Below are 12,638 nucleotides of genomic sequence, written 5' to 3'. Positions count from 1 at the left end.
ATAAACTCTACGAGACTTGTCCGAAAAAACCCGGTTGAATTTTCAATTTTTAATTTTCACTTGTGAATCGGCTGGCGTTTCCCCACCGTACAAATAGCGGTAACTCATCCGAGAAATCTCCCGAATCAATGTTTGAGCTGGCTTCTCTGTTTCCGGTGAATGCTTCACCATCACCGCCACCAAATAACGCTTACCATTCGGCAAATCAACCATCCCCGCATCCGCAAGCATTGTATCAATGTTGCCGGTTTTGTGAGCAATAACTGAACCTTCGCCTAAACCTTTCGGCAGCAAAGAATCATTTCTAGTTTGGCGCATGATTTGCAAAATGCGATCGCGCGATTTGACGGATACCAAATTACCCCGATCAATCTGGGCTATGATATTAATCAAATCCTGCGGACTGGTAGTATTAGTTCCCTCCAAATCAGGCAAATTATTGCGGAGAACCGTCGCCCTCAAACCCCAATTGGCAAACTGCTGATTCAACACCTCAGCACCTCCCAACAACTCAATCATCATATTTGTCGCCGTATTGTCACTGACAACAATCATCTTTTGGGCAACTTCCAAAGCCGAATACTTCTTGCCAGGAGAGTCGTCTTGCATATCCCCAGAACCGCCGACAATGTGTTCGGACTTCAGCGTCAGCACCTGATCTAACTGCACTTTGCCCTCATCTACTGCTTGGAAAAAAGCTACTAAAATTGGCACTTTAATTGTGCTAGCTGAAGCAAAAGCAGTATCGCCATTAAAATTTAGGTAGCTTCCAGTATCTAAATCGACTAGAAATATTCCGGCTGTCAAGCTAGGATTTTCTGTTGCTAAAACCTGAACTTGGGTTTTCAAAGCTCCTAATTCTTGATTCAGTTGCAGCACTTCTGGGGTTGCCGATTCTGCAGAGGCGCTATCGGCTGGGTTTTTCTGCCCTGCGGTGGTTTGTTCTTCTGGCGCTACAGTGGATGCTCGACTCACAGCATTTACCACCGACAGCAGCGTACCGCAAATCACCGCTATCCCAACTCCTAAAATCAGCAAGCGAGTAGCGTACACCAACGGTGGCACGCTCCGAGGTGCAGAGCGTTTACCCGGTCTCTCACTCGCTTTTGGGCGCGGTTTAGGCACGGGGGTTTTTTTGGCATCTGCGGGGATTACCGTGTCTGAAATGCGAACTGGGGGCGAACTGGGAAGACTTCCACGGGTGGTAGGGGGTGTGGCAGTTGGGATCTGGGTGTTGGGATTGCTGGCGATCGAACTCACATTTTCCCGCTCCTGATTGGGATCGGGAAACTCAAACATATCAACAGCAGCGAGGCCTTTTTTGCGCGGTTGGCGAGTCTTCGACTGCGGAGTTTTGCTGGTTCTGGGTTTTCTGGGATTAATTGCCGATCGAGGATCGGATAAAAAGTCTTGTGTAGTAAATTCTTCCGAAGATGTGGGAGAATTGGCTCCATTTCTGCTGCCGCGGCCCTGTTGCGGTGGCAAAGTCGCAGGTTCGGGCGATCGGATTTCTGGGTTGCCGTTTTGCGGTTGCGGAGGGCGGCGGCGGCCCGATTTGCCAGACTGACTTGCTTTGCCGGACTTAGGCTGCTTGGAGCCGGAGTTGGGAGAAGATATCGAGGATATCACGGATAATATCGATCCTTTGGGAAACCGCTCTGCCACGTCTTACTCCTTCATCACTAATGTAAAGTTCAAGTTTAAGATTTTTCAGCTTGCCAGCCAATCAATTTTAGATTTTAGATTTTAGATTTTAGATTTTAGATTTTAGATTTGCCCCAGACGCTGCATGGTATCAGCAACCGGGTTTATTGCTCGCAAATTATCGCAAAGCTTAGGTTTTTAGTCAAGAAACCCTGTTATGAAGGTGACAAGTGGGTGCAGGAAAGTTCTCTGTGAAAAAAATCGTCAATCTCACATCCCCAATTATCAGCATTTCTCCTAGCTATCCATTGGATTTTCCGGCAACGCCCCATTCAGAGTATCAGAATTTGCTTCTCGTGGGTAAGTTTTGATTGCCCATTCTGTTTGGCGGAGGACGCCCCGCAGCATGGCGACTTCATCCACTGTCGGATAGGCTCTGTTGTACAAACGCCGAAATTTTTCCATCCGGCTTGCTGCTGTGTGCTGCTGCAAATATCCTATTTTGAGTAACAGCGTTTCTAGTTGCTGGTAATATCCCTCTAAATTTTCCAAGGGAGCACTGGCGAGGGGAATTGAGGGATTTTCTGTCTGGCGGGTTGCAAGTTGTTCTTGGTAACAAGTTGATAAATTATCTGTGACATCGGGTATTGAAGAGGCAGAGCCTCTGGATATGCGTTCCCCGGCTGAGCCGGGGAACGAGGCATCTTCTTCCCTCTTCCCTCTTCCGACGGACATCGGACTGACATCCGTTACATCCGTTACAGAATCCGTTGCCGAACTTCCTTCTTCCTTCTTCCTTCTTCCTTCTTCCCGGTATATTTCGTAACAGCAGATAGCGACGGCTTGAGCGAGATTTAGGGAAGTGTAGGCATCGCTGCTGGGAATGCGGATCAGGCGTTGAGCGCGGTTTAATTCGGCATTGGTCAAGCCACAGTCTTCTCGGCCGAAAATGAGGGCGCTGGGGGCTTCTAGGATCCAAGGCAATGCCTCTGCGGGTTCTTCTAGTTGTGTTGGCAACGATCGACTATCATCTCCTGTAGTTGCGATCGCTCTGACACACCCAACCAAAGCAGCGGGCAAACTCTCGACTACTTTCGCCGTTTCCAATATGTCGGCGGCGCGAACTGCCATCAGTCGGGATTCTTCCCCTAAATAATCGCATTGGGGATTTACCAAAACTAATTGGTGCAAACCCATATTTTTCATCACGCGGGCAACAGAACCCACATTCAAGGGCCCTGCTGGTTCGACTAAGACTATTCGGATGTTGGCGTCGGCCTTTTCGAGCATTTTTATTTGGGAGGTGTTTGGCAGAAATTAGGTTGTTTCCTTAGCAACAGGCAAGATGCGTGTTCCACAATCAAATTTAACTCTTGTGGAACACCCCTCTTGCCTGTTCATAAAAATGGTACAAGATGTGAATTAGTTAATCTATTGTCAAAATTAGCATGGCTAAGCAACGATCGAAATCTGATTTACCGACAAAAATGTGCTCAGTGTGCGATCGACCTTTTACTTGGCGCAAAAAATGGGCGGACTGCTGGGATGAGGTCAAATACTGCTCGGAACGTTGTCGTCGCCGCCGTTTGGCGGCTCAAGATTAAGAATTTAGGGCAAGTTGCTCGAACAAAGCTAAGATTGCAAAGGAAAAATTTTAGGTTATTAGGTTATAAATTATGGCATCGCAACAAGTGCAACCAAAATTAGTTATTCACGGCGGTGCCGGCAGTTCTCTACACAGTAAAGGCGGAATTGAGGCGGTGCGGAAATCGCTTTACGATGTTTTGGAGGAAGTTTATCCGCTGCTGAAAGACGGTGCAAGTGCCGTAGATGCAGTGGTGCGGGGGTGCCAATTGTTGGAAGATGACCCGCGATTCAATGCCGGTACTGGTTCTGTGGTGCAGTCGGACGGTCAAATTCGGATGAGTGCTTCGCTGATGGATGGTTTGATGCAGCGTTTCAGCGGGGCGATTAATGTTTCTCGCGTTCAACATCCGATCGAACTTGCTCAATTTTTGCAGCATTCGGACGATCGAGTTCTCTCTGATTTTGGTTCGGCGGAATTGCTGCGAGAACTTCAATTGCCGATTTACGATCCGATGACGGATTTGCGTTTGCACGAGTGGATGCAGGAACGCCAAGGCAATTTTAGTAAAGCAATGGCTGACGTGGTGGCCGAACCGGCCGGTGTTGGGACCATCGGAGTCGTAGCTTTGGATGTGCATGGACGCTTGGCTGCTGGGACTTCTACTGGTGGCAAGGGTTTTGAGCGCATTGGCCGGGTTAGCGACTCGGCGATGCCGGCGGGAAATTACGCGGCCCAAAGTGCGGCGGTAAGCTGTACGGGGATTGGCGAGCACATTATGGACGAGTGTTTGGCCGCGCGAATTGTGATTCGGGTAACGGATGGTTTGAGTTTGAAAGCTGCTTTTGAGCGTTCTTTTACTGAAGCTGACGAACGTCAACGGGATTTTGGCGCAATTGGAATTGATGCTAGCGGGGCGATCGCTTTAGGCAAAACTAGCGAGGTGATTTTGGGTGCTTTTCACAATGGTATGGAAATGGGTGATACTTTGGAAATGAGCAAGGGAACGTTGATTTTTATTGCTTAAAATGGCGATCAAAATTATCCTCCTAAAAGTTAGGAAATTGTTGACAAATTGCTGAATATAGCAATCCTAAGTCAGTACCAATATGTAGGGGTATTGCCCCCATGCCTACCCCCAAGGATCGGTGCAACCACGGGGGGTTGGCCCCTACAACAATTACACAATTCATTTAGGATCGCTATATATGTATTGGCGGTGTGGTAGGTTAATTTAAACCCTCCTCACCGCCACTACCGATGACTCAACAGGAGACTCTCAATGCGATCGCTCAACCTCCGATCGCTCCAAAGAAATTAGAAAAGTTGGTCAAGTTATCTAGGCGCAGTCTATGGTTAAGTGCTGTGCTTGCCTTTACAGTTCCAATTGTTGCCTACTTTTACACTAAACGACGAATTGCTTGTTATATTGCTTTGCTGCTTAGTAGTTTGATGGCTGTATTGACTTTATTCATAGTTTTTCCCAGAGAAATCCCGAATGGCAGTACGCTTCCTGCTACGGCATTCTATACATTTTCGGCGTTGCTGAATCAAGGTATAAATACTGCCGGAACGGGAACATCCTGAAATTTTAGGTAATGTATTAATACTTTAATAGAGTGCCTGAGCATTTCCGCGCACTTAGAATAATAAAGAGTCTTCTGATGTAGTCTTGCCAGATAATGTCTCAACCTCGTATTTTCATCTTCTAATGAGTGTCATATAAGTCTTGCTAATGATGTGATCTTCATCAGGAATAAACATCGGATAGACTGGCTATCCATCCGTGACCTAAAAATAGTATTTCCAGGCACTTACCCTGTCTCACAACGATTCAAACGTCTCGGAACTATGATCTCCTAATACCCATCCTAAAATTCCTGACCGAAAGTGGTCAACGGCTGTCCACAGCCAGATTTTGTGTTTTTTTGATATAAGTCTGTAATTCATCAAGCTCACCGACTTCTGGCATAACTTCGGGGTCATAAACATCTGGTAATAGTTTTCCCACAAGTCTTACCTAAGTTATTAGGGTGGTGTGATGAACTCCCTTGATTCGCTAATCGCCCGAAAACCCATAAGCTGTCGCGCATTTAAATTGTATATTCAGGGCGAGCGGGACGCCCACCCCACAAGACTTTGATTGTTTTTTAACAGACAATTTAAATGTAGAACAGCTTACCATTGACGTACATTTTTAGGCATTCCCGTTTCACAGTCTCACTGTAACCTCGCTGGTACTCATAATCATCGATAAATTGACGGCCACATTTGACACAAATGTGGTTCTATTTTCCTTTTTTCTTACCGTTTTTACGGATATTGGTTTATTTACACTCAGGACATTGCATGGTGATTCCCTATATTCATACTATAATTATGCAACGCCACTGAAAGTTTATTTGACCATGCAATTTAAATGCGGATTAGCTTAACGATAATTCAGTAGGCGCAAATAAACCTGACTATGTAACAAAATGTAAACCTCTACTCACTTGGGTGATTACATTCCTACGGAGCGCGAAACTAACGTTTCATTACCCATAACATAATTAATATATTTTTAAGATTCATGTACTTTAAATCATGGAAAGCTATTTTAAACTCAGCCACAGGTAAACTCGCGACCTTGGTTGTCGGCCAGAGATTTTAGTGCTAATCTATTAGCAAAATAAAAGGGGTCATGGCAAAAAACGACTTCAAATAATATATAAGTTAACAATTTGGCTCATCCAGGTCAGGAAGTCGATCTGTAGCCTCATTTTGGGAATCAAAAGGTGAGATAAATGAAAAAAATCAAGGAAACAGCAAGTGAATTAATAATTCAGACTCAAAGCATATTTGATTTTTGGTTCCCTAGTTGTTTATTCATGACATTGGGACTGATATCGCTGACTTTTGACTATCATGCAGCAAGTCTGAGCTGCCAGCGATTGCAGGCAAAACAAGGAAAGTGCCAGATTGTGCGATCGAATTTACTGGGATCGAACATCAAAGAAATTGAGCTGGATTCTTTGCGGGGAGCTAAAGTTGAAAGATGTGGCTATAAAACCAGAGTTGTACTTTTGACTTCTGTTGGCAATGTTCCTTTCACTGCTAACTCCACTAATTGGGGAACCCAAAACGCTGTGGCTTCTGACATTAATTTTTTTGTTAAAAATGCAAAAAATCGATTGCTGCGCTTAAGCCAAGACGATCGCTGGTTGGGATGGACAGGAGGCATATTTTTGCTCGCAGGAATCGCAGTGATCGTCTTGAGAAATAATGAAATCTACAGCTTCGATGGAACTTTAAACACCTTGACTGTTAAACAGCGGGGTTTGTTGGCACGTAAAGTAACGGAATACTCTCTGTGCGAGATTTATGGCGTGGAAGTCGATCGAACAAAAGATCGGGATAATGACACTTGGTACGAAATCAGACTGTTAGTTTGTGGAGGCTCTCGCATCTCCCTACCCCGCACGATGAACCCATACCAGCAAGCAAAAATCGCTAAAGCGATTAACAACTATTTGCACCAGCAAAATAACCAAAAATAGCTGATCGCGATCAACCCGATTTCTCAAGGTGGCGGACTTACGCAGAAACCGGGTTTTTCACCAAAATCTCTTCTAGATTGGCATCGCTTCCGGTATAAAAACCCGGTTTCTTTGGTATCCAGTGCGAAACTCGCGATTGGGTGGAAACTGATCATCTAAAAAGTGAACAATGGTTCACTTTTTAGGTTCTTTCAACTTCCAACCTGGTTTGACAACTTGCCGGGAACGGGCCACTACTAAACAATCATTCGGCACATCTTCTGTCACCACAGAACCCGCCGCTACAGTAACATCTTCCCCCACAGTTATCGGTGCAACCAGCACGCTGTTAGAACCAGTTTTACTTCGATCGCCTATTTGAGTTTTGTACTTGTTTTTTCCGTCATAATTCGCCGTAATTGTCCCAGCACCGATGTTGACTTTTTCTCCCAAAGTCGCGTCGCCTAAATAAGACAAGTGAGCTACATTAGTTCGATCGCCGATTTGAGTATTTTTCAATTCTACAAAATTGCCGACGCGGCAGTTCGCCCCAATTTCTGCGTGTCCCCGCAAGTGGGCGTAAGGGCCAATGCGGGAATTTTCAGCAACCATACTGTCAGAAACTACCGAATAAAGCACAGTCACATTTTCTGCAATCTGACTGTTTTCGATCAAGCTGCCGGGGCCGATGCGACTCCCAGAGGCGATCGAAGTATTTCCCCGCAAGTGAGTTTGCGGTTCAATTACCACATCGGGCTGCAACTCTACGGTATCGTCGATCGTAATGCTGTTGGGATCTAGCAGCGTCACTCCCCCCTTCATCCACTTGTCCTTTACCCGCGTTTGCAAAATATCGCAAGCTGTAGCTAAATGTTTGCGATCGTTAATTCCCAATATTTCTTGATAATCTTCCACATCCACCGCCATCACCGGATTGAGAAAATTTACCGTGTCAGTTAGGTAATATTCTTTTTGGTCATTGTCTGCCTTCAATTCTGGCAAAATTTTCTCTAAATCCGGCCAGTGAAAACAGTAAACACCTGCATTAATTCGGTGATTTTGCTTTTGAGCTTGTGTGCAGTCGCGGTCTTCTACAATTTGCTGGACTAAGTTTTGACTGTCGGTAAATACTCGGCCGTACCCTTGAGGATTAGGCAAATTAGCTGTCAATAAAGTAGCAGAGTTTTGGTGCTGTTTGTGAATTACCATCAATTGTTTAAGAGTTTCTGCCCTCAGCAAAGGTACATCCCCATTTAATACCAGCAAGTCTCCTTGAAATCCTTCTAAGTGAGGCAGCAATTGTTGAATGGCATGACCTGTTCCCAATTGTTCGGTTTGTTCGACAAATTCTAGGGGAGGAGATTGAATATTTTTTCCTGATCTTTCTTGACCTCGAATCAGGGATTCTTTAACGAGTTCACCTCGATAACCGACGATGACAAGTCGCCTCGTAATTTGAATTTCTTGACAACTTTGGAGGACTCGCTCAACCAGCGATCGACCGCCTAATTCGTGTAGAACTTTAGGCAAGTCAGATTTCATGCGCGTGCCGCGTCCAGCCGCTAAAATTGCTATTGCTACCATTGTACGATCGAGTTATTTGCTATAAAAACTTGAATATTGACTAACTGATGATATCACTCGCTGTCCGCCGATGGCACTGCGATCGCACAATTTTTTAATCTAAAATTTCCCATCTCGCATCCGCGCGATCAAGAATTTTTCCAGGCGGATGCTGGTTTTAGGGGCGATGCTTGCAATATCTGGACTGGCGCGCCCGGTATCAAAAACCTGGTTGCAGCAGCAGTATTTGACGGCTGAGGGAGAGAACTTGGATTCATCACCAAAAACCTGAATTCGGTTTTTAGCAAGGAATGCAAGTCCTGCCCCAAGGGATGCCAGGCCTAGCGAGAGTGATAATTTGCATCTGTGGGCTGGGATTTGCCACGATACATTATACTATTTGTTGAATTTCAGTTATTGTGTTTTAAACTCCAAAAAACTATTTCTGACTTTTTCATTTTTTCTTCCTTCTACCTTCTATCTTCTGTGTTATCAGGTGTCGAGCTATGACAGAGCTTAATTTTCAGGAACTTGCCAAGCAGGGAAATCCGCAGGCTATCGCATCTTGGCTCAATAGCCAGTTGCAATCTGAAGGCATCACAGCCTCGGCGAATCTCGACGGCGACTGTTTGGATGTAATTTTTGAGGCCGAGCAAGTACCGAAAGAAGATACATTAGTTGATTTTTTTCGCACCGAGCTGACGAATTTGCAGCCGGATTCGATTCGTAAAGTGAAGGTTGAGGGGCGAGAAAGCGGTCAGATTGCTGCTGCTTGGAGTCAAGAGTTTAGTTTGGAGAATAGCACTTTTGAACCACAGAGCTTTGCAGGAGAATCTGTACAAAATACTGCTGTTGCTAATATGGACGATCGCACAGAGATGGAGAACAATTTTGAGGAGGAAAAACCGCCGGAACTTGCTGCATTTGAGAATCGGCTACGATCGACTTTCATTGTAGTCGGGCTAGTAACGGGTATGTTGGCGATCGCCGTGGCGGCGTTTGTCGGTAAGATTTTAAACGAGCCGACAGCAACTGCGGGGAATAATCCCGATGAAACAGCAAATTTAGCAACTGCACCGGATGCTGCACCAGATACTTTTCGAGAAGCCGTTAACAGCGCACTCAAAGCAGCAGAGTTAGGGCGATCGGCAAAAACCAAGGCCGATTGGACTACAGTTATTGATCGTTGGCAAGAAGCCGTCTCATTAATGAGAAGAGTACCAGTTTCTAGCCCCAACCATCAACTAGCTCAATCAAAAGTAATCGAGTATCAGAAATATCTGCTTTACGCTCAAGAAGCAGCCGTAACTCCCCCTCTGCCAACTCCAACTCCCGCACCCATCGAAAAATCACCTTCGGAAAAAGCAACTCCTAAAAAATCAAATTCTGAAAAAAGAGCTTCGGAGAAAGCAAATTCTAAAAAATCTCGTACCGACAAAGCAGAACCAGATAAAAAAGCTCCTTCCCGATAAATGTTAAAAGATAGATGTGAAAAATCATGACTGACAATACTTTAATCGTTTCTCCTGAATGGTTAGCCACCAATACCGACAATCCGCAAGTTGTAATTATTGACTGTCGGTTTTCCCTTGCCGACCCTGAATTGGGACAAAAACAATATCAAGAAAGTCACATTCCGGGAGCTTTCTATTTAGATTTAAACCGCGATCTTGCCAGTTCAGTTGGCAAACATGGCGGTAGACATCCGCTGCCAAATATTGAAGAATTAGCTGAGAAATTGAGCGCGATCGGTATTAATTCACAAGAAACTTTAGTCGTAGCTTATGACGATTCGCGGCTGGCTTTTGCCGCTCGTTTGTGGTGGCTGCTGCGATATATGGGACACAGCAACGTCGCTTTGTTAGACGGCGGTTTCAACGCATGGAAAGCGGCGGGCTATCCGGTAACAAATATTTTGCCAGACCCCCGCGAGGGTCTATTTGTTGCTCACTTGCAGCCGGATTTGGCGGTAGATATTGAGGCGGTAAAAGAGCGTAAAGACTTGCCGGGAAAGGTTTTGGTTGATTCGCGAGAAAGCGAGAGATATGAAGGTTTGCGGGAGCCGATTGACCCCATTGCAGGTCACATTCCGGGTGCGGTTAACTATCCTTGGCAAGGGGTGACGGATGAAACTGGAAAAGTGCGATCGACCTCGGAACAAAAACACCGGTGGACGGAATTAGAAAAAGCGGAAGAAATCATCGTTTATTGCGGTTCCGGGGTGACGGCTTGCGTTAATTTACTGTCTTTAGAAATCACTGGGATTCCCAATGCTAAACTTTATGTGGGTAGCTGGAGCGACTGGTGCTCTTATCAGTTATAGGGTGCACTTATCGAGATGATTGTTGACAGTTGACAGTTGACTGTTGACTGTGAGTTGTAGGGTGGGCACCGAGCACCAAAGCGGGGAATCACTTCGGCGCTCCTCAATGTAGTTGTATGGTGCGCCTAGCGCACTTTACGGGCAATAAAAGGAAAATCAAATATAGCAACCGCCAAGACCGTTAGGACGTTGTTAATGCCTGAAACGATTGATTTTATTGCTTCTTCCTTCTTCCTTCTTCCTTCTTCCTGCGGCTATAATACCCTAAAAATCAAAATAAATATAAGGTAAACCCCCTTCGGGAGCCAACACCCAAACGGCATACAAAAAAAGCGGCACTAACACCAATTTCAGCGGCCAATTTAACTCCAATTTTAAACCCCGACTCAACGCATAATTCCCCAGCATCGCTGCAGCCAAAGCCGCCAACATCCAAGTTAAATGCACTCTTTCCAAACCCAAAGCTTCGCCATAAACTTTCTCAGCAAACTGCACGTCAGCAGTGTGTCCCCATAAATGCGAAATCGCCCATCCAGAATCCTTTAAATCTGGAAGACGGAAAAATATCCAACTACCAAAAACCATCGCCTGAGTCAACAGCCAACCGATCGCAATACCGATCGGATTTTCCCACAAAAACTCGATCCGCAACCGCTTAAACAGCACATCAGTCAGCCTGTGAACTGCCAAAGCCAAACCGTGTAAACCCCCCCACACAATAAATCCCCAAGCTGCCCCGTGCCAAATTCCCGCAATTAACATGACGATCGACAAATTCAGACAAGTGCGCCACAAACCGACTCGCGAACCGCCCAAAGGAAAATACAAATAATTGCGTAGCCAATCGCCTAAAGTCATGTGCCAGCGTCGCCAAAAATCAGCTATGCTGGCACTAAAATAAGGAAAATCAAAATTTGGTGGCAAATACCAACCCAGCAGCAAAGCAGTACCGCGCGCCATGTCAACATAGCCGCTAAAATCGAGATAAAGTTGCAGCCCGTAAGCAAAAATAGCCAGCCACAAATCCTCGCTACCCGCCCGCTGCAAGTTGGTAAAACTTAAATCGACATAGATTCCTAAGTTATCTGCGAAAAGACCTTTTTTTACTGCACCAAAGGCGATCGTCCAAAGCCCCTCAGAAATGCGATCGGGCGTCGGAAATTGCTGGGTTTTCAGTTGATAGATCAAGTTGTGATACCGAGTAATCGGGCCGGAAATCAACTTGGGAAAAAACAATTTGTAAGCCGCAAAGTGCAGCAGCGAAGTAGCAGCAGGCGCGCCTCGGTACACATCAATCAAATAAGCAATGCACTCAAAGCAAAAGAAACTCAATCCCAAAGGTGCAATGACGTGACTTTTCACCCAGTCAGCCCCGTCGATAGCTACAGGCCAATTGAACAAAGTGCCGATCGAACTCAATAAAAAAGGCACATACTTAAAGCCCAGAAGCAGCAACACATTCAGGCAGATACCTATCCACAGCAGCAACAAACGGCGGCGGTTCCAAGATTCATTAGCAATCCGCCAATCCAGAGGTTCCCCAATCGCCATCGCCAAGCAGTAATTAAACAAAGCCCCGACTAACAGCAGAGGAATATACCAAATTTGCAGCGAAGCGTAAAAAATTAAACTACCCGCCAGCATGATAAACAGCCGCCACCACCGCACCGGAACCAACCAGTAAGCCGCGAACAAAACTAACAGAAACAGGGCATATTGAAGGGAGATGAAAGTCATACCATTTTAGATTTTAGATTTTAGAATTGGGAATGGCTTATTTTGTATGGGTTTGGATTACGGGTCTACTGTGGCATTATTTTTATTAATCGAGACTTTGCTAAGAACGAGATTTATCAGGGATTTTAGCCGATCGCCGACACGAAAATAGGCCCTCGGTAAGTCCCTACTATATAGTCTGCAACTGAGAACTGCTACATTTTACAGCACAAAGTTAAATTCTGTTGCAAATTAAATAAATCTTGCTTGCTATAAATTAACTCTGTTA

The 12,638-nt window shown here is 45.4% G+C and carries 10 protein-coding genes and 1 pseudogene; 6 read left to right on the top strand and 5 right to left on the bottom strand.

Annotated elements, in window-relative coordinates; genetic code table 11:
- Window positions 1-42: 42 nt before the first annotated feature.
- Window positions 43-1,629 (bottom strand): serine hydrolase, encoded by a 1,587-nt coding sequence (locus QUA10_RS04255; protein ID WP_333081370.1) that lies wholly within the window; start codon window positions 1,627-1,629, stop codon window positions 43-45.
- A 312-nt stretch (window positions 1,630-1,941) separates the two neighbouring features.
- Window positions 1,942-2,934, bottom strand: a complete 993-nt coding sequence (locus tag QUA10_RS04250) for an RNA methyltransferase (protein ID WP_333081369.1) — start codon at window positions 2,932-2,934, stop codon at window positions 1,942-1,944.
- Between the two features lie 158 nt (window positions 2,935-3,092).
- On the opposite strand from QUA10_RS04250, the gene QUA10_RS04245 reads away from it, so the two are divergent.
- The 3 genes from QUA10_RS04245 to QUA10_RS04235 all read left to right on the top strand — a co-directional run bounded on the left by QUA10_RS04245 (window position 3,093) and on the right by QUA10_RS04235 (window position 4,816).
- Window positions 3,093-3,248 (top strand): DUF2256 domain-containing protein, encoded by a 156-nt coding sequence (locus tag QUA10_RS04245; RefSeq protein WP_333081368.1) that lies wholly within the window; start codon window positions 3,093-3,095, stop codon window positions 3,246-3,248.
- Window positions 3,249-3,320: 72 nt separating this feature from the next.
- Window positions 3,321-4,256: an isoaspartyl peptidase/L-asparaginase gene (locus QUA10_RS04240; protein ID WP_333081367.1), complete on the top strand. Its 936-nt coding sequence runs from the start codon at window positions 3,321-3,323 to the stop codon at window positions 4,254-4,256.
- A 233-nt stretch (window positions 4,257-4,489) separates the two neighbouring features.
- Window positions 4,490-4,816 carry a hypothetical protein gene (locus QUA10_RS04235; protein ID WP_333081366.1) on the top strand — a complete coding sequence of 109 codons (327 nt, stop codon included), beginning with the start codon at window positions 4,490-4,492 and terminating at the stop codon, window positions 4,814-4,816.
- Here the strand turns inward: QUA10_RS04235 and QUA10_RS04230 are convergent.
- A pseudogene (locus tag QUA10_RS04230) lies at window positions 4,780-5,550 on the bottom strand (IS1 family transposase). The gene QUA10_RS04235 and the pseudogene QUA10_RS04230 overlap by 37 nt on opposite strands.
- Window positions 5,551-6,015: 465 nt before the next feature.
- Between QUA10_RS04230 and QUA10_RS04225 the strand changes: the two are divergent.
- Window positions 6,016-6,768 carry a hypothetical protein gene (locus tag QUA10_RS04225; RefSeq protein ID WP_333081365.1) on the top strand — a complete coding sequence of 251 codons (753 nt, stop codon included), beginning with the start codon at window positions 6,016-6,018 and terminating at the stop codon, window positions 6,766-6,768.
- 174 nt (window positions 6,769-6,942) lie between these two features.
- Here the strand turns inward: QUA10_RS04225 and glmU are convergent, their stop codons facing one another.
- Complete coding sequence (glmU, locus tag QUA10_RS04220) at window positions 6,943-8,331, bottom strand: bifunctional UDP-N-acetylglucosamine diphosphorylase/glucosamine-1-phosphate N-acetyltransferase GlmU (RefSeq protein WP_333081364.1); 1,389 nt, start codon at window positions 8,329-8,331, stop codon at window positions 6,943-6,945.
- 485 nt (window positions 8,332-8,816) lie between these two features.
- Between glmU and QUA10_RS04215 the strand changes: the two genes are divergently transcribed.
- Window positions 8,817-9,782: a hypothetical protein gene (locus QUA10_RS04215; RefSeq protein ID WP_333081363.1), complete on the top strand. Its 966-nt coding sequence runs from the start codon at window positions 8,817-8,819 to the stop codon at window positions 9,780-9,782.
- A 26-nt stretch (window positions 9,783-9,808) separates the two neighbouring features.
- Window positions 9,809-10,633: a sulfurtransferase gene (locus QUA10_RS04210; RefSeq protein WP_333081362.1), complete on the top strand. Its 825-nt coding sequence runs from the start codon at window positions 9,809-9,811 to the stop codon at window positions 10,631-10,633.
- Between the two features lie 264 nt (window positions 10,634-10,897).
- Here the strand turns inward: QUA10_RS04210 and QUA10_RS04205 are convergent, their stop codons facing one another.
- Entirely contained in the window at window positions 10,898-12,370 is a 1,473-nt protein-coding gene (locus QUA10_RS04205; protein ID WP_333081361.1) for an MBOAT family protein, read from the bottom strand.
- Between the last annotated feature and the right edge of the window lie 268 nt (window positions 12,371-12,638).

The organism is Microcoleus sp. Pol8_D6 (assembly GCF_036700965.1).
GTDB lineage: Bacteria > Cyanobacteriota > Cyanobacteriia > Cyanobacteriales > Microcoleaceae > Microcoleus.
This window is presented reverse-complemented; position numbering and strand designations above follow the sequence as displayed.